The sequence below is a fragment of the Alcaligenes sp. AB3 genome, from assembly GCF_031844565.1.
Lineage (GTDB): Bacteria > Pseudomonadota > Gammaproteobacteria > Burkholderiales > Burkholderiaceae_B > Alcaligenes > Alcaligenes faecalis.
Genome location: NZ_JAUZVM010000001.1, coordinates 738917 through 757137 on the forward strand (window position 1 = coordinate 738917; position 18221 = coordinate 757137).

Genomic DNA, 18221 nt, shown 5'->3' on the forward strand with positions numbered 1-18221 from the left:
CCGCGCTTTATCTTCATCCAGTGGTCGGCTGAAACCATTAAAATGGGTGTTTTCCCTTTTTCACCAAGCCTGCAATCAGGCGATTTGCTCCCTGTTTATGACTACTTTTGTGATGCCGGACAGCCAGATGTGGCGTTTGAGTGTGGCGCCCATGATTGACGTGACTGACCGCCACAGCCGCTTTTTTCATCGTCTGCTGGCGCCGCGCGCCTTGCTGTTTACTGAAATGATCACCACGGGCGCATTGACGCACGGTGATCAGGCACGTCATCTGGATTTTGATCAGGCAGAGCATCCGGTGGCCTTGCAACTGGGGGGCAGCGACCGGGATGCCTTGGTTACCAGCGCTCTGGCCGGTGAAAAGTGGGGTTACGACGAAATTAATCTGAACTGCGGTTGCCCCTCGGAGCGGGTTCAAAAGGGTGCTTTCGGTGCCTGTTTGATGAATGAGCCGCAATTGGTGGCTGACTGCGTGAAAGCCATGCAGGATGCGGTGTCCGTGCCCGTGACGGTAAAGCACAGGCTGGGGCTGGATTACAACGAGTCCTATGATTTTGTGCGGGATTTTGTGGGGCTTCTGTTCGAGTCCGGGTGTCGTGTTTTTACCGTTCATGCTCGCAATGCAGTCTTGAAAGGCTTGTCGCCCAAGGACAACCGGGAAATCCCGCCTTTGCGTTATGACATGGCCATGCAGTTGAAAAAGGATTTCCCCGAAGCACTGTTCATCTTGAATGGCGGCATTCACGAGACCGATCAGGCTGTCGAGTTGGAAGAGCAGTTCGATGGCGTAATGCTCGGTCGCGCCGCCTGGCATACCCCGGCGGTCTTGAGCGATATTCACCGCCGCCTGTGGCCCGAGGATGTGCTGCTGGATGAAGACTCGGTGGTCGAGCAGATGATTGCCTACGCCCGCCCTCATGTGCAGGCCGGTGTGCCGCTGCGTATTGTGATTAAAAGCATGCTGGGCTGGCCGCACGGCAAGAAGGGCGCACGACAGTGGCGTCGTACCTTGTCCGATCACACTTGGCTGGCCAAAAACGATCCAGGCCTGCTTGCGCAGGCCTGGGAAGAATTGCAGCGCCGTCAGTAAAGACGGCAGGATGCGGGTGGATCAGGGCGCGCTGGCTTGCTCGGAATCGGTAGGCCAGTCGCGGATATAGGCTTTGAGCATATTGTTCTCGAACTGCTGGGCGTGAACAATGGCGCGCGCCATATCAAAGAAGGAAATAACCCCCATCAGCACCGGACCGTCCATTACGGGCATGTAGCGTGCGTGGTTGTTCAGCATCAGGCGCTGCACTTCGTCGGCGCTGGTGTTGGGAGTGACGCTGACGGGGGCGTCATCCATGATGCTGCGCACGGTAAAGCCCTGGGCTTTGTCACCCTGGGCGTGCCAGTGGCGAATGATCTCGCGAAAGGTCAACATACCAACCAACTGACCATGCTCCATGATCACCAGCGAACCAATATCCAGCTCGCTCATGCTCTGTACCGCTTTTTCGACGGTCATTTCGGGGGTGCCTGTATAAAGCGTGTCTCCCTTGACACGCAGGATTTCACTGACTTTTAGCATACTGGGTCTCCTGACCGGGATCGGCGTTTAGTATGGCTGGTTGTCCTGTCAGAATGCCTTGTGGCGACTCAAACAGTTCTTCCAGATTGGATAGTCGCTGATCGAAAAACTGAGAAAGATAATTGAATACATATTCTAGCGGACCCTCGTGGGTATGGGCGCGGTCCAGCAGAAATGCTTTGGTAAGTTGTTTCAGGCTGACCTGACGCAGATCGCAACTCAGTACCCACTGTTCGTCATTGTCTTGCTGGGTATCAGCAATCAGCCCCATGGACTTGAGCTTGCATAAAATGCCGTACAGCTCGTCCGGGTCGCGTTCCAGCTTGTGGCTGAGTTCACGTACGCTAAGCCCCTGCGGGTTCTGACGGTTCAGCCACAGTTGGTAGAGCAGGTTCACGGCATCAGTAAAGGCGATGCCGGGCACATTGGTCTTGACCCAGTTGCGGCCACGCCAGTCGGGCAGAATCGCTACCATGGAGGCACCCAGCAGGACGATCAGCCAGGAGATATAAATCCACAGCAGGAAGATCGGCAGGATGGCAAAGGCACCATAGATAATCGTATAGGTGGGAAAGCGCGTCAGGTAGAAGGCGAAACCGGCTTTCATCAGCTCCAGCAAGGCGGCCGTGACTACCCCGCCGATCAGGGCGTCGCGCCACCATACGCGGCGGTTGGGCACGTACATGAACAGCGCCGTCAGCCCCAGGGCGGTAAACAGGAAGGGGACGTAAGACAGGGCGAAGGTCACTATGCCGGACAAGTCGCCGATATAACCTAAGGACTCCCTGGCCAGAATGGTTGTGGCCCACAGGCTGGCACCCGTCAGAATCGGGCCCAGCGAAATAATGGCCCAGTACACCAGCAGGCGTTGCCCCAGTGGCCGTTGTACGTGTACCTGGAAAATATTGTTGAAGGTCTCGTCAATGGTCATGATCAGCATGATGGACGTGACAATCAGGAACAAGCTGCCCACCGCCGTCAGGCCGGAGGCTTTGGCGGCAAACTGGTTCAGATACAGCATGATGTTTTCTGATACCACCTCGGGCATCAGATTACGGGTCAAAAACCCTTCCAGCGCACTTTCAAATTCCTGAAATAGGGGGAAAGCGGTGAACAGGGCCAGCACCACGGTCAGCATGGGCACAATGGCCAGGATCGTGGTGTAGGTCAGGCTGGAGGCCACCTTCATCAGATCTTTTTCAGCCACCCGCTTGATGGCAAAGCGCGCCACACTTAAAAAGTGATGCTTGGCGGTGGGGGCGGGCGAGGGCTCCTGCGGCGAGACAGGATCGGTGTTGCCTGGGTTCAAGTCTGTTTGCTCAGCTTGCTCAGAGGGCATAGGGAAGTTCTCGTCGTTTTTCATAGCGGTTTGATGAGGCGGGCGCTGCTTTTCGACAGGGTTCAGGTGATAATAACAGCATGCATGAACCTTTAAACCCCATACTTCATCGAGTGGCGGCCCTGGCTTTGGTCGCCTTGATTGCTTTGTGCCTGGCCTGGGAGCTTCATTTTGCGCCCTTGAAACCCGGCGGCTCCTGGCTGGTGCTGAAAGTGATTCCTCTGGTGCTGCCCTTGCGCAGCGTGCTCAAGGGCAATTTATATACCCTGCAATGGACGTCCATGATGATTCTGCTGTATTTCGCAGAAGGGGTCATGCGTGCGTGGTCGGATCCGGTGGCAGAAGTGTTGCCTTGGGCGATTGCAGAAATTGTCTTGTCCCTGATTTATTACTTCTGCGCCATTTTTTATCTTTGGCCAGCCAAGAAAGCGGCCAAGCAGCGCAGCAAGGCCGAAAAAGCCGAGGCTGCCAAAGCCGCCAAATCGGCCTAAGGGGGTCTGTATGTCCAGCTTGTTCGATGGCCTGGCCATCAGTCACCATTTTGCGGATTTGCCGTCGGCTTTCCATACGGCGGTTCCGCCACAACCCCTGGCCAATTCCCGCCTGCTGCACGTCAATAAGGAATTGGCGGCGCAACTGGGCCTGGATGTCTCCCGTTTGGGGGAACAGGAATTTCTGGATGTGGTCAGCGGCCAGGCCCCCTTGCCGGGTGGCCTGACTGTGTCGGCTGTATACAGTGGTCATCAGTTCGGTGTCTGGGCAGGGCAGTTGGGCGATGGCCGTGCGCATTTGCTGGGGCAAATCGATACCCCCACGGGCCCGCAGGAATTGCAGCTGAAGGGCGCCGGTAAAACCCCGTACTCCCGTATGGGGGATGGCCGCGCCGTGCTGCGTTCCAGTGTGCGCGAATATCTGGCCAGCGAGGCCATGGCTGGTTTGGGCATTGCCACCAGCCGGGCCTTGGCCCTGGTTACCTCGGATACACCTGTGTACCGGGAAACCGTGGAAACCGGCGCGATTGTGACACGTGTTGCCCCCAGCTTCGTGCGCTTTGGCTCCTTTGAGCATTGGGCCAACGACGCCACGCGTGTGCGAGAGTTGCTGGATTATGTGCTGCGCGAGTTCTACCCGGAACTGCTGGTCGAAGGCGATTCGGAGCAGGAGCGCGTCTGCCGCTTCTTGCAGGAAGTCACCCACCGCAGCGCCGAGATGGTAGCCGACTGGCAAACCGTAGGTTTTTGCCACGGTGTCATGAATACCGACAATATGTCCATTCTGGGCCTGACTATTGATTACGGCCCGTACGGCTTCATGGACCGATTCCGTGTGAATCACGTCTGCAATCACAGCGACAATCAAGGTCGTTACGCCTGGAATGCACAGCCTGCGATTGTGCATTGGAACCTGTACCGCCTGGCCAGCGCCTTGATGGTGCTGGATCCGGACGTCGATGCGGTAAAAGAGCGTTTGCAGACGTTTGAAGCCAGTTTTCTGAAGCGCTATCACGCCAATTTGCAGGCCAAGTTCGGCCTGCGTACCTGGCAAGCAGATGATGCGCAACTGGTCGATGACTGGTGGCGCTTGCTGCACAACAGCGGGGCAGATTTCACCTTGTCTTTCCGTGCTCTGGCCCACGCCAGCAAGGCGCCCGAGGCTTTCTTGAGCCTGTTTGAAGGTTCTGAAGATCAGGCCCAGGCCTGGTGGCAGGCCTATAGCCAGCGTCTGAGGCTGGACGGTTCCGACACGCCTGAGCAGCGCGATGCCATGAATCGCGTCAACCCCTTGTATGTATTGCGTAACCACTTGGCCGAGCAGGCCATACAGGCCGCTGCCAAGGATGACGCCAGCGAAATCGACACCTTGCTGATGTTGCTGCGCGACCCTTACACCGAGCGGGCCGGTTTTGAGGCCTATGCCATGCCGCCTCCTGAAGGTAGCGCGGAGCTGGCAGTCAGTTGTTCTTCCTAAAAGATCGGGCGCGGTCCAGGGCATGTCCGGATTCGGGAACAATGCCATAATCGTGCCTGTCTTTTATTTTTCCTCATTTCTTTGCGTTCACTCTCTCTATGTCCGGCAATACTCTAGGTAAAAGCTTCCGCGTCACGAATTACGGCGAATCTCATGGTCCAGCGATTGGCGCAGTGATCGACGGCTGCCCTCCGGGCCTGGAGCTGTCTGAACAGGATATTCAGTTTGAACTGGATCGCCGCCGTCCTGGTACGTCGCGCCACGTGACTCAGCGCCGTGAGCCCGATCAGGTGGAAATCCTGTCCGGCATTTACGAAGGCCGTACCACGGGCACGCCCATTAGCCTGCTGATTCGCAATTCCGATGCGCGTAGCAAGGATTACGGCAATTTGCTGGATACCTTCCGTCCCGGTCATGCCGACTATACCTACTGGAAGAAGTTCGAGAACCGCGACCCGCGTGGCGGTGGCCGTTCTTCGGCTCGCCTGACCGCGCCTACCGTGGCGGCCGGTGCGATAGCCAAGAAGTGGCTGGCCGAACACTTCGGTGTGAAGATTCGCGGCTATATGAGCCAGCTGGGCCCCATCGCCATTCCTTTCAAAAGCTGGGATGTGGTCGAGCAGAATCCCTTTTACGCGCCGGATCTGGACGTAGTGCCGCAGCTGGAAGCCTATATGGATGAGCTGCGCAAAGAAGGCGAATCCATTGGTGCCCGCATTGAGGTCGTGGCCGAAGGCGTGCCTGCTGGTTGGGGCGAGCCTATTTATGACCGACTGGATGCCGATATCGCCCACGCCATGATGGGGTTGAATGCCGTTAAGGGTGTGTCCATTGGCGCTGGCTTTGACTGCATTACGCAAAAAGGCTCGGAGCACGGTGATGCGCTGTATCCGGACGGTTTCAAGACCAATCAGGCCGGTGGCGTACTGGGCGGGATTTCCTCGGGGCAGGCCGTGACGGTTTCCCTGGCGATCAAGCCTACCGCCAGCATCCGCACCATGCGTCCTTCCGTTAACCGTGCCGGTGAAGCGGTTGAGGTTCAGACCTTGGGTCGTCATGATCCTTGCGTGGGTATCCGTGCCACGCCGATTGCCGAAGCCTTGCTGGCGATTGTGCTGATGGATCATTGTCTGCGTCATCGCTCGCAGTGCGGTGTCTGAATGTGAGGGTTTGCGCAGGACGACCCTAGCACTTCATTTTCTTGTCAGGTTTGTTTCTTGGAGCTGAGCATGAAAGGTATTGCGAAAGGAAAACGCTTTTTGGCGGTGGTTTCAATCCTGGCCATGACGGGCTGTGCCACGGTACAGACGACAGAAAGCGGGTCGGTGGGGGTCGAGCGCAAACAATTCATTTCCAATCTGGTGTCCGAGGCCGAGCTGAATCAGGCGGCCGCCCAGAACTATGCTCAGGTGCTGTCTCAGGCGCGTCAGCAAAAAGCGCTGGATACGGATGCGGCTCAGACTCGTCGGGTTAAAGCCATTGCACAACGCTTGATTGAGCAAGTCGGTGTTTTCCGGCCCGACGCCCGCTCCTGGAACTGGGAAGTCCACCTCATCAATCAGGACGAGGTCAATGCCTGGTGCATGCCGGGTGGCAAGATGGCGGTTTACAGTGGCTTGATCAAACGGATTCAGCCGACTGATGCAGAACTGGCTGCCGTGATTGGCCATGAAATGGCCCACGCCTTGCGCGAGCACTCGCGTGAGCAGGTTTCCCAGAAAATGGCGACGTCTTTCGGCTTGACTGTTTTGTCCGCCCTGACCGGCGTGCAAGCTGTGAATGATCTGGGCGGTACGCTGAGCGAAGTGATGTTTGAGCTGCCCAATAGCCGTACCCATGAGTCCGAGGCTGATCTGATCGGGGTTGAACTGGCTGCGCGTGCTGGCTACGACCCGCGTGCGGCGGTGAGCTTGTGGCAGAAGATGGGCGCCTTGGAGCAGGGCAGAAGTCAGCCGGAGTTCCTGTCTACCCACCCGGCTTCCTCGACCCGCATTGCGGATTTGCAGGCGATCTCGGAGCGGGTCATGCCTTTGTATCAGCAGGCGGCCAAGCCGTGAGAGGCTGATTTTTGGATACCGAGTCTTGAATATCCAGACCTTGCCGGTCACAACGGTGCGGGGTAGCGGCATTGTTTAATTAATATAGGAAAGCCTGGTTTTTTTGACCAGTCGGCCTGGTTATCTGATTGCCTCCCATCCTCAAACTGCACCCATGAAATCGCGCCATCGTACCTTTCTATATGGTTTTTTGATTTGGCTCGGCCTGTCTTTGACTGGCGCCATCATGTTGACGCGCGCTGAACTGGCGCGGCAGCAGGAGGCATTTACGGTGCAAAGCAATATAGCCTACCGGCTGCTGGGCCAGCGTCTGGCCCAGCAGGACGCCATTTTGCAGATGCTCGCCCTGTTGCAGCCGCCCGTGCAGCGCATTGAGCGTCTGGGAACGTTGGAAGCCATGTTTCCTCAGGTTATGGCGATTGATCGCCAAGAGAGCGATGCCGCGTGGGCCAATCCTCAATGGCAGCAGGCGCAGTTGCAGTCTCTAAAGGCCGAGCGTGCCGTGTTGACGGATGTGCGGCTGGCGCAGGGGCGCTATGTTCTGCTGGTGGCGGCGCATCCGGCCAGCTTCGCCGTGCAACTGGATTTGAATGCCGCCATCGCCTGGGATGAATGGCCTTTTCAGCGTAATGGCAGTCCAGTGCGCGTGGTGCTGGAGTGGCAGGATCAACAATGGGTGATCAGTCCAGGATTGGACCATGCCGGGCCTGTGGTATTCCAGTCGGGCAAGACGCTGGCTTCCACCAGCCAGCCCTTTCAATTCAACACGCGTCGCGTTGTGAGCTATGCCGACCTGCCTTGGGGACAGGCAGCCTTGTTCGCCCTGGCCAGCGCCCTGCTGGTGGGGCTGGTCATCTATGTGCGCAAGCAACGTGAACAGACCTTGCGCGCTCAGGGGCTGCTGCGTATCGGTCAGGTGGCCCGATTGAATGCGCTCGGCGAAATGGCTGCGGGTCTGGCGCATGAATTGAACCAACCTTTGACCTCCGTGCTGGCCAATACACAAGCCAGCCTGCGGCTCTTGCAGGAAGATCCCCCCGACCTGGAGCCGGCGCGCGAGGCCATGACGCATTCGGTAGATCAGATCAAGCGCGCGGCCAGTGTGCTGACGCGCCTGCGGCACAGTTTGCGTGAAAGCGGTCTGGCTGAGCAGTGCCGCCCGGTGTTCTTGACGCAGGTGCTGGGCGAGTCTGTGCACTTGTTGATGCCGGAGTTGGAGCGGCAGGGCATTACCCTGGAAAAACGTCTTCCTCCACACGATGTCGTTGTCGTCGGTGATCCCGTGGCGCTCGGACAAATCATCCATAATCTGCTCAATAATGCCGTATCCGCTTTGGGCGCCGCCCAGACCAGCAATCCGCGTATCTGGCTGGAGGTTCTGCTGCGAGCAGGGCGCGTGGAATTGACCGTGCGTGATAACGGCCCGGGAATCGACCCGCAGCATCTGGATCGTGTGTTCGAGCCCTTCTTCACGACGCGTTCCGATGGCCTGGGTCTGGGCCTGAGCCTGAGCGAGTCACTGGCTCAGGCCATGGGTGGTGGCTTGACGGTGTTCAACGACCCCATGGGGGGAGCCGTGTTTGCGCTGGAACTTCAACTCGTGGATGAAGAATCATCATGAACCCGACCGAAAATGGCTCTGGCCTGTCGCCCTTGATCCATCTGCTGGACGATGATGCCGCCGTGCGTCAAAGCTTGTCCTTATTGATCAGCACTGTAGGGTTACGCGTGCAGACTTGGGCGGATCCGCAACAGTTTCTGGAGTCTTTCGATCGGCAGTCTATCGGAGCCTTGATTCTGGATGTGCGCATGCCGGGCATCAGTGGATTGACCTTGCTCGATACCCTGGTCGAGCAAGGCGTGGATCAGCCCATCATTTTGTTGACCGGGCACGGCACAGTGGACATGTGTCGGCGCGCCTTCAAGGCGGGGGCCATCGAGTTCCTGGAAAAACCGGTCAGTGACGATGTGCTGCTGGATACGGTTCAGCAGGCCGTGCGCCAGCATGTGCGTCGCCGCGAGCGGCTTGCGGCGGATCAATGGGTGCGCGAGCGTTACACCAGTTTGTCCGAGCGCGAGCGCGAGGTGCTGGCGCTGATTGTCGAGGGCCTGACCAATAAGGAGATTGGTCGGGCGTTGGCGCTGTCGCCCCGTACGGTTGAAACGCATCGCGCAAACTTGTTTGCCAAACTGCAGGTCGATAACCTGGCCCACCTGATTCGGCATTACGCCAGCTTGGTGAGTGCCTCTCCGTAAAACTACGTAGAGGCGAGGGTAAGCGTCCGAATAGTCCCGTTCGGGCGGCGCAAGTATAGTTTTTCCATGCCGACAATGTTGTCGGAACTGATAAATGGAGATTACTGCTATGTTGCGCTCTTCCCTTTTGATGGCGTTGTTGTTCGCCGCTGGCGCCGCCCAGGCCCAGGGTGTGCTGACCGAAAAAAACATCTCCCTGGATCTGGCTAATCGTCTGGCTGCCGAAACCGTCAAGCAATGTTCGGCCAAAGGTTACAACGTGTCGGCGGCTGTGGTTGACCGCGCCGGCGTACTGCGTGCGTTCCAGCGTGCCGACCAGGCCGGTCCGCATACGGTTAATGCCAGCATCGACAAGGCCTATACGTCCGCTTCGGCTCGCAGCCTGACCAGCGCCATGCTGGAGGGTTCGCAGAAAAATGCCGGCGCCGCCAATCTGGGTGATATCCAGGGCTTTTTGCTGCTGGGCGGCGGCGTGCCGGTCAAGGTCGGCAATGACACGATAGGCGCCATCGGCGTGGGCGGTGCGCCTGGCGGCCACCTGGACGAAGCGTGCGCCGTAGGGGCCCTGGAAACCCTGAAGGCCGATTTGAAGTAAACGCATTCCTGCAGATTGGGGAGCCGCCCCTGAACTGCCCCCCGGAACTTGGACATTATTCCAAGCTTCGGGGGTTATTGCATGGCTAATTCAGTGGTCGCTTGATGTGATTGCGGCACGGCCTGCGGTAAAGGCGGGATTGTTGGCAAATAAGCCGACCGTTCAGTGTTGCAGCTGAACGGTCTTATTCCGTCTGAAGATTGACTTCTGGTGCGGGGTTCTTGTTTCTTGCCGCTGCAGAATCATCACTCACGCTCACTTGCGCATGCTGATAGCCAGGCGGTTGAAGGCGCTCATCAAGGCAATTGCAAAGGTCAGGTCCGAAATTTCTGCATCACTGAAATGCGCTTTCAAAGGCTCGAAGTGCTCGTCGGGTGCATGGGTGTGAGCAATATCCACTACGGATTCCGTCCATTCCAGAGCCGCACGTTCGCGTTCGTCAAAATGCGCGCTGACACGCCAGCCAGCCAGACTGTCTATCTTGGCATTGGCCACACCCGAGCTGCGCAAGGATGCGGCGTGCATTTCCAGGCAGAAGGAGCAGCCGTTGATTTGCGAAATACGTAAATTAACCAGCTCAACCAGTTCTTTGCCCAGGCTGCTTTTGTCCAAAGCCAGTTTTGTTTGCAGCAGGCCTTGGTGGGCTTTTGGGGACAAGGTGTCGTAGGGAAGGCGAAGTGCACTCATGGCGTATCCAATTGAAAGTAAGACAGGGGGAGAGGGCAGCCTTTCGCTTTGTGACTGTACGTGATTCAGGGTTTGTCGCAGTCTGATGATCTAGCCGGGCTGCCTGCTTTACTTGTTGATTATCCATGAGTAATGTCCTGGTCATTAGGGACAAGAAGTTAATAAATGACCAGGACATAGGTATGGATCTACGCCACTGGAAACCCAGCCGGGAACCAGGCATTCCTATTTATCAACAGCTGTACGAGCGCTTTCGGGATGCGATAGCGGCGGGCCAACTGCGCCCCGGCGACCGAGTGCCATCCGTGCGCAGCCTGGCCAGTGAGCTGAGCGTGGCCAAGGGTACGGTCGAGCAGGCCTATCAAATCCTGCTGGGTGAAGGCTACTTTCTAGCCCGAGGGCCGGCAGGAACAGTAGTGTCACCACAGTTAGACCGGCTGGAGGCCAAGCGATACACCAGTGTGCCGGCTTCTCCCCAGCGCTCCTCGCCCTATGTGCCCGCCGAGCACGCTCCACCTTTGCCGTTTCAAATGGGTTTGCCTGCTTTGGACGCCTTTCCGCGCAAGACCTGGACACGGTTGGCCAATCAGAATCAGCGTGCCCTGGGGGCCTTGGCAATGCGTTATCCCGATCCGGCGGGCTATGCACCGCTGCGGAGGGCCATTGCGGCTTATTTGGGCGTGTCACGTGGCATAGCGTGTCTGCCCGAGCAGGTGTTTGTGACGGCGGGCTATTGGGGGGCGCTGGAACTGGTGTGTCGTAGTGTTCTGAATCCGGGAGAGGCGGGCTGGTATGAAAACCCCGGCTATATCTTTGCCCGCCAGTTTCTGAAACAGGCGGGTATGCAGGCGTATGCGGTGCCGCTGGATGAGGAAGGTCTGGACCTTATCGCCGGGCAGCAGCACTGCCCACAGGCTCGCTTTGCCATCGTGACACCCACCCATCAAAGTCCTATGGGTATGGCCATGTCTCTGCCCAGACGCTTGCAGTTGCTGGATTGGGCCAGACAGCAGCAGGCCTGGATTGTAGAGGACGATTACGACAGCGAGTTTCGCTACCACGGTCGTCCTTTGCCTGCCCTGAAAAGTCTGGATAGGGACGATAGGGTGATCTATACCGGCACCTTCAGCAAGGTCCTGAATCCCGGCTTGCGTCTGGCGTACCTGGTCGCACCACTGTCTCAGGTGGGGCGCTTCCAACAGGCGGCTCATTATTCAGGCGGGCCGGGGTCCATCCTGACGCAGGCCACGGTGGCGGACTTCATGGAGCAGGGCTATTTTGCGCGGCACCTGCGCAAGATGCGGACCTTATATGCGCAACGACGTGCCCGGTTGGTAGAGGCGCTGGAGCAGACCTTGGGAGAGCGTTTGCAGATACAAAGCCAGGCAGGGGGCATTCATGTGCTCGCCAATCTGAAGCAGGCCGAAGATGACCGGGTTCTGGCCAAGGCGGCGCAGGCAAAAGGTTTGGCAGTACAGGCACTGAGCGATTGGCAAATGCCGCCTGCCGCACATAAAGGCCTGTTGATGGGCTTTGCCAATATCAGCGATCAACGCATGGCAGATGATTGGGTTCGGCGCTTGAGCGCAGCTATCGCCGTTTTCGACAATCATTAAGACAGGTCATTCTCATTTGATTTGTTATTAAGCTATCAAGCTATCGAGCTGTGCGACGTGCTTGGTGAGCGCTGTGTCCGTGACTCCGTCTTTAGATTGCGGATTTATGTCGTTACTCCGTGTGGTTCGGCCCTTTTGGCTTTTTCGTTCAACTATCCTAGTAGTTTCAATACTAGGATAGTGACTGGCCTTGTCCCAGTTACTGCGCCTGTCATAATAAGAAAAAATTTATATGCAGCCCGTTCTGTGCGGGTTGTAGTCTTAACTGAATCGCGAGAGCGCAATGGCAAAAACCTTATACGATAAGTTGTTCGACGAACACGTCGTGCATCAGGACACGGATGGCACCTGTTTGATCTACATTGATCGCCACTTGCTGCATGAAGTGACCAGCCCCCAGGCCTTTGAAGGTCTGACACTGGCCGGCCGCAAGCCTTGGCGCATCAGTGCCAACCTGGCTGTGGCGGACCACAACGTTCCCACCACCTCCCGCCAGAACGGTATTGCAGACCCGATCTCGCGTCTGCAGGTTGATACCCTGGACGCCAACTGCGAAGAATTTGGCATTACCGAGTTCCGCATGAACGATGTGCGTCAGGGCATTGTGCACATTGTTGGCCCCGAGCAGGGCGCTACCTTGCCCGGCATGACCGTGGTTTGTGGTGACTCTCACACCAGCACGCACGGTGCGGTAGGTGCCTTGGCCTTTGGTATCGGCACTTCGGAAGTTGAGCACACGCTGGCCACCCAGACCTTGCTGATGAAGAAAAGCAAAAGCATGCTGATCCAAGTGGACGGCAAGCTGCCTTTTGGCTGTACCGCCAAAGACCTGATCCTGTACGTGATCGGTCAGATCGGGACTGCCGGTGGCACAGGCTATGCCATTGAATTTGGCGGCTCGGCGATTCGTGCCTTGTCCATGGAAGGCCGCATGACGGTGTGCAATATGGCAATTGAAGCCGGGGCGCGTTCGGGCATGGTGGCTGTGGACGAGCAAACCATTCAGTACCTGCGTGGCCGTCCTTACTCCCCCAAAGGCGTGTTGTGGGATCAAGCCGTGGCTTACTGGAACACCTTGCACTCTGACGAAGGTGCCGAGTTTGACCGCGTGATCCGTATCGACGCCAGCCAGATCACCCCTCAGCTGACCTGGGGCACCTCGCCAGAAATGGTGCTGCCTATTGACAGCCGCGTACCCGATCCAGAGAAAGAAAAAGACGAAGTTGCCCGCAACGGCATGGAGCGCGCCCTGGAATACATGGGTCTGACGCCCAATATGCCATTGACTGACATCCGCATTGACCGCGTGTTTATCGGCTCCTGTACCAATGCCCGTATTGAAGACTTGCGCGCGGCCGCCAGCGTGGCCAAGGGTCGCAAAGTGGCGTCCAACGTCAAGCAGGCCATGATTGTTCCAGGCTCCGGTCTGGTCAAACGTCAGGCCGAGCAAGAAGGTCTGGACAAGATTTTCCTGAACGCCGGTTTTGAATGGCGTGAGCCTGGTTGCTCCATGTGTCTGGCCATGAACGCCGACCGTCTGGAACCCGGCGAGCGTTGCGCTTCGACCTCCAACCGTAACTTTGAAGGACGTCAGGGGCAGGGTGGTCGTACTCACCTGGTCAGCCCGGCCATGGCAGCGGCTGCCGCCATTGCTGGCCATTTTGTCGACGTGCGTTCGTTCAACTGAGGAAAACCACACCATGCAAGCATTTACTACTCATGAAGGTCTGGTCGCTCCCTTGGATCGGGAGAACGTGGATACGGACTTGATCATCCCCAAGCAGTTCCTCAAATCCATCAAGCGCACCGGCTTTGGCCCCAACCTGTTTGATGAATTGCGCTATCTGGACCACGGCGAGCCCGGCATGGATAATTCCCGCCGCCCGCTGAACCCGGACTTTGTGCTGAACCAGGACCGCTACCAGGGTGCTTCCGTGCTGCTGGCGCGCAAGAACTTTGGTTGTGGTTCCAGCCGTGAGCACGCTCCCTGGGCCCTGATGCAATACGGTTTTCGCGCTATTATCGCGCCGTCCTTTGCCGATATTTTCTTCAACAACAGCTTCAAGAACGGCTTGCTGCCCATCGTCCTGAACGAGCTGGATATTGCCCGCCTGTTTGATGAAGTCAAAGCCTTCCCCGGTTACAAGCTGCGTATTGATCTGGCCGAGCAGCGCGTCATTACACCTGAAGGTCGTGAACTGCCGTTCACCATTGATGCCTCGCGCAAGCACAGCCTCTTGAATGGTCTGGATGAAATTGGCCTGACCTTGCAGAAAGCGGACATGATCCGTCAATACGAAGCCGAGCGTCTGGCCCGCCACCCTTGGCTGGTTGGGCAACCTTGAGCATAGGTGCAGGTTTTGTAGAAGCCATGCTGTTGCTGCCTTCCTAGGCGGCCAAGATGCTCCGGCCAGTTGGCCGGAGTTCTTCACACTTACTTCCTAATTTTTACGTCCTATTCATCATGACTCATAAAATCGCAGTATTGCCCGGTGATGGCATCGGTCCCGAGATTACCGAACAGGCTCAGCGCGTGCTGGGCGCCCTGGGCATGGACCTGGAAATGGCCGTGGCTCCGGTGGGTGGCGCCGCTTACGATTTGCACGGCCACCCCCTGCCACCCGAAACCTTGAGCCTGGCTCAAGGCTCCGACGCCGTGTTGTTCGGCGCCGTGGGTGACTGGAAATACGACTCTCTGGAGCGTCATCTGCGTCCCGAGCAAGCCATTTTGGGTTTGCGTCGTGCCATGGGTCTGTTCGCCAATCTGCGTCCCGCCATTCTGTACCCACAATTGGCCAACGCCTCCACCCTGAAACCCGAAGTCGTGTCCGGTCTGGATATCCTGATCGTGCGTGAACTGACCGGCGACATTTACTTCGGCCAGCCGCGTGGCGTGCGTACCGTGGAAGAGGGTAACTTCGCGGGCGAGCGTCAGGGCTTTGACACCATGCACTACGCCGAAAGCGAAGTGCGCCGTATTGCCCACGTGGGTTTCCAGGCCGCACAAAAACGTCAAAAACGCTTGTGCAGCGTGGACAAGTCCAATGTGCTGGAAACATCCCAGTTCTGGCGTGACATCATGATTGATGTGGCCCGTGAGTATCCGGACGTGGAATTGAGCCACATGTACGTCGACAATGCCGCCATGCAATTGGTGCGCGCACCAAAAGAATTTGACGTGATTGTCACAGGCAACCTGTTTGGCGATATCCTATCGGATGAAGCGGCCATGTTGACAGGCTCCATTGGCATGTTGCCCTCGGCATCTCTGAACGCATCCCAGCAAGGTTTGTACGAACCCAGCCACGGCTCGGCACCCGATATCGCCGGTCAGGACAAGGCCAATCCTTTGGCCACCATTTTGTCCGCTGCCATGTTGCTGCGCTACTCGCTCAATGCAGAAGACCAGGCCAAACGTATCGAAGCGGCGGTTGCCAGCGTGCTCGAACAAGGTTTGCGTACCGGCGACATCTACGAAGACGGTTGCCAATTGCTGAGCACCAGTGCTATGGGGGATGCAGTGCTCAAGGCTTTGCGATAGTATCTTTTATCGTTTTATTTTTTTATATATCCAGGTGGTATTACCATGACTCAAGCGGTAGGTTTGGTCGGCTGGCGTGGGATGGTGGGCTCCGTGCTCATGCAGCGCATGCGCGACGAAGGCGATTTCTCCCTTTTTCAGCCGGTGTTTTTCTCGACTAGCAATGCTGGCGGCGCAGCTCCTTCGTGGGCTGACGGTGCTGGCCCATTGCAGGACGCCCACGATATTGACGCCTTGAAAAAGTTGCCAATTATTGTGACCGCCCAAGGTGGAGATTACACAAGCCAGATCTACCCCAAGCTGCGTGCCGCTGGCTGGAACGGTTTGTGGATTGACGCGGCCAGCACGCTGCGCATGGATGAAAACTCCGTGATCGTGCTGGACCCGATCAACCGTCCTGTTATTGATGCTGCACTGGCCAAAGGTGGCAAGCAGTTCATTGGCGGCAACTGTACGGTTAGCTGCATGCTGATGGGTCTGGGTGGTCTGTTCAACCAGAACCTGGTTGAGTGGATGACCAGCATGACGTACCAGGCCGCTTCCGGCGGTGGCGCACAACACATGCGTGAACTGCTGACTCAGTTCGGTCTGATCAACCAGTCTGTCTCCAGCCTGCTGGACGATCCTGCATCGGCCATTCTGGATATCGACCGCGGTGTCTTGCAGACACAACGCGATCCCAACCTGCCTCAGAAAAACTTCGGCGTACCACTGGGCGGCAGCCTGATCCCCTGGATCGACTCCGATCTGGGCAATGGCATGACGCGCGAAGAGTGGAAAGCAGGCGTGGAAACCAACAAGATCCTGGGCCGTGGCGCGCAGGACAAGCACATTCCTATCGACGGTCTGTGCGTGCGTATTGGTGCCATGCGCTGCCACAGCCAGGCCTTGACCATCAAGCTGACTCGCGATGTTCCGCTGGACGAGATCACCGACATCCTGGCTGAAGGCTCCAAATGGGCCAAGGTTGTGCCTAATGAACGCCAGGCCACGGTAGAAGCGCTGACTCCGGTTGCCGTCACCGGCACGCTGGACATCCCAGTGGGACGTCTGCGCAAGCTGAACATGGGTCCCGAGTACCTGAGCGCCTTCACGGTTGGCGACCAGTTGCTGTGGGGCGCTGCCGAACCGCTGCGCCGCATGCTGCGCATCGCTTTGGGCGAGCTCTAATCATGGTTGGCCGTCTGCATCCTGTACGTACGCTGGGTTCGGCCCTGCTAGTGGCCGGGATGCTGGCGGCTACGCCGGTTTCCGCTTTGGAAATCGGCCATAGTCGTTTGGTGTCGGCTCCTAATCAGATTTTCAAGCTGGATGTGGGCATACGACAGATCAGCCCTGAAGAAAGCCTGTCCCTGAGGGTGACACCCGCTCCCTTGTCGGCCTGGCAACAGGCTGGCTTGACCCCTCCGGTGGATCTGGACTCCTTGAAGGCCGTGATCGACCGGGACGGGCAGGGGCAAGTACGGCGCATTCGGCTGTCCTCCGAGCAGATGTTCTCGGGCTCGGTGGCCGACGTGCTCTTGCAGATTCAAAGTGATAGCGGGCAGTTCTTGCATCAGGTCAGTGTGCTGGCTCCGGCTCCTGTGGCCGTTAAAGCAGTGACGCAGCCACAAGCAGGCCGTCAGGCGCCCGTGTCGGTGCAGGTTTCCCCTTCGAGCACAGCCTCCAAGGTGCAGGCCCAAAGCGCAGTACGCGTGAAATCGGGTGATACCTTGCATGCCTTGGCACGTCGCCATGCGGTGGATGGTGTCAGTTCCTATCAGTGGATGATGGCGGTTCAGAAGCAGAATCCGAATGCCTTCATCGACCAGAACATGCACCGCCTGAAGGCAGGCCAAACCCTACAGATTCCTGATGCGGCGGCCATGTTATCCGTAGACGATGCCCAGGCACGCCGTTTCTATATTGACCAGGCCCAGGCCTTGCGCTCCGCTGCGCAAGCAGGGCAGGATCAGTCCGATGCTTCCCAAGGTGTGGCGCAAAACGGCTCCAGCGAATCGGGTGCTCAGGCACAAGGTCAGGATCGTTTGCTCTTGTCGGCAGGGGCCGAGGCCCGTGACGCCAAGCAGCAATTGCAGCACGAACTGCGCGAAACGGGCGATCGTGTCTCGCAACTGGAAGAGAACGTCTCTACCCTGGGCCGGGCCTTGCAGTCCCAGGGCGAGGCCGCTAAAGATCTCGTCCTGGATTCAGCTCAAGAGCTGGGGCTGAGCGACTCCGGCAGCGATGCTGCCAATGGTAATACTCATTCTGGCGCTTCAGGCGCCGCTTCTTCTGCCGCAGTGGCAGGAGCGATTTCCGTGCCATCCGAGCCCGAGCAGGGCAAGATGGCCGGTGCAGTTAACAAGGCAAAAAAGACCGTGTCCTGGATTCAAGAACATATGTTGGCCGTGATGGCCGTGGTACTGGCATTGATTGTGGTCCTGGTGACCTGGGTCTTGCGCCGCGCCAATACCGAAAATCGCCATGGCGATGATTCTCCTGCACCTGTCAGCGAAGCGATGGTTCGGGAAAAACTGGAAAAAATCAATCTGGACCTGGATCAGCCGCCTTCGGACGAGCCTCCCGTTCGTCAGTAAGGCAAACCCA

Annotated in this window: 17 protein-coding genes; 14 read left to right on the top strand and 3 right to left on the bottom strand. The window is 57.6% G+C overall.

Annotated elements, in window-relative coordinates; all coding sequences use genetic code 11:
- Positions 1–97: 97 nt before the first annotated feature.
- Entirely contained in the window at positions 98–1090 is a 993-nt protein-coding gene (gene dusA / locus Q9R35_RS03460) for a tRNA dihydrouridine(20/20a) synthase DusA (protein WP_223254045.1), read from the top strand.
- Between the two features lie 21 nt (positions 1091–1111).
- Here dusA and Q9R35_RS03465 read toward each other — a convergent pair whose 3' ends face one another.
- Both Q9R35_RS03465 and Q9R35_RS03470 read right to left on the bottom strand, forming a co-directional pair.
- Entirely contained in the window at positions 1112–1573 is a 462-nt protein-coding gene (locus tag Q9R35_RS03465; RefSeq protein WP_042481058.1) for a CBS domain-containing protein, read from the bottom strand.
- Complete coding sequence (locus Q9R35_RS03470; RefSeq protein WP_052362867.1) at positions 1557–2936, bottom strand: YihY family inner membrane protein; 1380 nt, start codon at positions 2934–2936, stop codon at positions 1557–1559. The genes Q9R35_RS03465 and Q9R35_RS03470 overlap by 17 nt, the downstream gene beginning before the upstream one ends.
- A gap of 56 nt (positions 2937–2992) precedes the next feature.
- Here Q9R35_RS03470 and Q9R35_RS03475 point away from each other — a divergent pair, with 56 nt between their 5' ends.
- The 7 genes from Q9R35_RS03475 (at position 2993) to Q9R35_RS03505 (ending at position 9788) form a co-directional block, all read left to right on the top strand.
- A complete protein-coding gene (locus tag Q9R35_RS03475) occupies positions 2993–3403 on the top strand; it encodes a DUF2069 domain-containing protein (RefSeq protein WP_035274661.1) in 411 nt (136 codons plus the stop codon).
- Between the two features lie 10 nt (positions 3404–3413).
- A complete protein-coding gene (locus tag Q9R35_RS03480) occupies positions 3414–4880 on the top strand; it encodes a YdiU family protein (RefSeq protein WP_197313761.1) in 1467 nt (488 codons plus the stop codon).
- 98 nt (positions 4881–4978) lie between these two features.
- Entirely contained in the window at positions 4979–6040 is a 1062-nt protein-coding gene (aroC, locus tag Q9R35_RS03485) for a chorismate synthase (RefSeq protein WP_045929988.1), read from the top strand.
- A gap of 69 nt (positions 6041–6109) precedes the next feature.
- On the top strand, positions 6110–6937 hold the full coding sequence (locus tag Q9R35_RS03490) for a M48 family metallopeptidase (protein WP_311219337.1): 828 nt from the start codon (positions 6110–6112) through the stop codon (positions 6935–6937).
- A gap of 226 nt (positions 6938–7163) precedes the next feature.
- Positions 7164–8558, top strand: coding sequence for an ATP-binding protein (locus tag Q9R35_RS03495; RefSeq protein WP_311219338.1), 1395 nt, complete (start codon positions 7164–7166; stop codon positions 8556–8558).
- Entirely contained in the window at positions 8555–9193 is a 639-nt protein-coding gene (locus tag Q9R35_RS03500; protein ID WP_086059916.1) for a response regulator transcription factor, read from the top strand. Before Q9R35_RS03495 ends, Q9R35_RS03500 begins: the two co-directional genes overlap by 4 nt.
- A 94-nt stretch (positions 9194–9287) precedes the next feature.
- Complete coding sequence (locus Q9R35_RS03505) at positions 9288–9788, top strand: heme-binding protein (protein WP_210938461.1); 501 nt, start codon at positions 9288–9290, stop codon at positions 9786–9788.
- Between the two features lie 255 nt (positions 9789–10043).
- Here Q9R35_RS03505 and Q9R35_RS03510 read toward each other — a convergent pair whose 3' ends face one another.
- The gene (locus tag Q9R35_RS03510; RefSeq protein WP_311219339.1) at positions 10044–10475 is read right to left on the bottom strand and encodes a carboxymuconolactone decarboxylase family protein; all 432 of its coding nucleotides are present in this window, start codon (positions 10473–10475) and stop codon (positions 10044–10046) included.
- Between the two features lie 182 nt (positions 10476–10657).
- Between Q9R35_RS03510 and Q9R35_RS03515 the strand changes: the two genes are divergently transcribed.
- The 6 genes from Q9R35_RS03515 (at position 10658) to Q9R35_RS03540 (ending at position 18211) form a co-directional block, all read left to right on the top strand.
- On the top strand, positions 10658–12091 hold the full coding sequence (locus Q9R35_RS03515) for a PLP-dependent aminotransferase family protein (RefSeq protein ID WP_311219340.1): 1434 nt from the start codon (positions 10658–10660) through the stop codon (positions 12089–12091).
- Between the two features lie 283 nt (positions 12092–12374).
- Positions 12375–13778: a 3-isopropylmalate dehydratase large subunit gene (leuC, locus tag Q9R35_RS03520; protein ID WP_086059919.1), complete on the top strand. Its 1404-nt coding sequence runs from the start codon at positions 12375–12377 to the stop codon at positions 13776–13778.
- A 13-nt stretch (positions 13779–13791) separates the two neighbouring features.
- Positions 13792–14436, top strand: coding sequence for a 3-isopropylmalate dehydratase small subunit (leuD, locus tag Q9R35_RS03525; RefSeq protein ID WP_009462149.1), 645 nt, complete (start codon positions 13792–13794; stop codon positions 14434–14436).
- A 119-nt stretch (positions 14437–14555) separates the two neighbouring features.
- The gene (leuB, locus tag Q9R35_RS03530; protein ID WP_042481035.1) at positions 14556–15632 is read left to right on the top strand and encodes a 3-isopropylmalate dehydrogenase; all 1077 of its coding nucleotides are present in this window, start codon (positions 14556–14558) and stop codon (positions 15630–15632) included.
- 45 nt (positions 15633–15677) lie between these two features.
- A complete protein-coding gene (gene asd / locus Q9R35_RS03535; protein WP_042481031.1) occupies positions 15678–16802 on the top strand; it encodes an aspartate-semialdehyde dehydrogenase in 1125 nt (374 codons plus the stop codon).
- Positions 16803–16804: 2 nt separating this feature from the next.
- Complete coding sequence (locus Q9R35_RS03540; protein ID WP_063690473.1) at positions 16805–18211, top strand: FimV family protein; 1407 nt, start codon at positions 16805–16807, stop codon at positions 18209–18211.
- Positions 18212–18221 lie beyond the last annotated feature (10 nt).

What these genes read in the sequence shown, in the direction of transcription:
- Q9R35_RS03540 (WP_063690473.1), top strand. Translation starts at nt 16,805, where the DNA reads ATGGTTGGCCGTCTGCATCCTGTACGTACGCTGGGTTCGGCCCTGCTA.
- Q9R35_RS03490 (WP_311219337.1), top strand. Translation starts at nt 6,110, where the DNA reads ATGAAAGGTATTGCGAAAGGAAAACGCTTTTTGGCGGTGGTTTCAATC.
- Q9R35_RS03500 (WP_086059916.1), top strand. Translation starts at nt 8,555, where the DNA reads ATGAACCCGACCGAAAATGGCTCTGGCCTGTCGCCCTTGATCCATCTG.
- dusA (WP_223254045.1), top strand. Translation starts at nt 98, where the DNA reads ATGACTACTTTTGTGATGCCGGACAGCCAGATGTGGCGTTTGAGTGTG.
- aroC (WP_045929988.1), top strand. Translation starts at nt 4,979, where the DNA reads ATGTCCGGCAATACTCTAGGTAAAAGCTTCCGCGTCACGAATTACGGC.
- Q9R35_RS03515 (WP_311219340.1), top strand. Translation starts at nt 10,658, where the DNA reads ATGGATCTACGCCACTGGAAACCCAGCCGGGAACCAGGCATTCCTATT.
- Q9R35_RS03470 (WP_052362867.1), bottom strand. Translation starts at nt 2,936, where the DNA reads ATGAAAAACGACGAGAACTTCCCTATGCCCTCTGAGCAAGCTGAGCAA.
- Q9R35_RS03465 (WP_042481058.1), bottom strand. Translation starts at nt 1,573, where the DNA reads ATGCTAAAAGTCAGTGAAATCCTGCGTGTCAAGGGAGACACGCTTTAT.
- Q9R35_RS03480 (WP_197313761.1), top strand. Translation starts at nt 3,414, where the DNA reads ATGTCCAGCTTGTTCGATGGCCTGGCCATCAGTCACCATTTTGCGGAT.
- Q9R35_RS03510 (WP_311219339.1), bottom strand. Translation starts at nt 10,475, where the DNA reads ATGAGTGCACTTCGCCTTCCCTACGACACCTTGTCCCCAAAAGCCCAC.
- leuB (WP_042481035.1), top strand. Translation starts at nt 14,556, where the DNA reads ATGACTCATAAAATCGCAGTATTGCCCGGTGATGGCATCGGTCCCGAG.
- Q9R35_RS03505 (WP_210938461.1), top strand. Translation starts at nt 9,288, where the DNA reads ATGGAGATTACTGCTATGTTGCGCTCTTCCCTTTTGATGGCGTTGTTG.
- Q9R35_RS03475 (WP_035274661.1), top strand. Translation starts at nt 2,993, where the DNA reads ATGCATGAACCTTTAAACCCCATACTTCATCGAGTGGCGGCCCTGGCT.
- leuC (WP_086059919.1), top strand. Translation starts at nt 12,375, where the DNA reads ATGGCAAAAACCTTATACGATAAGTTGTTCGACGAACACGTCGTGCAT.
- Q9R35_RS03495 (WP_311219338.1), top strand. Translation starts at nt 7,164, where the DNA reads ATGTTGACGCGCGCTGAACTGGCGCGGCAGCAGGAGGCATTTACGGTG.
- leuD (WP_009462149.1), top strand. Translation starts at nt 13,792, where the DNA reads ATGCAAGCATTTACTACTCATGAAGGTCTGGTCGCTCCCTTGGATCGG.
- asd (WP_042481031.1), top strand. Translation starts at nt 15,678, where the DNA reads ATGACTCAAGCGGTAGGTTTGGTCGGCTGGCGTGGGATGGTGGGCTCC.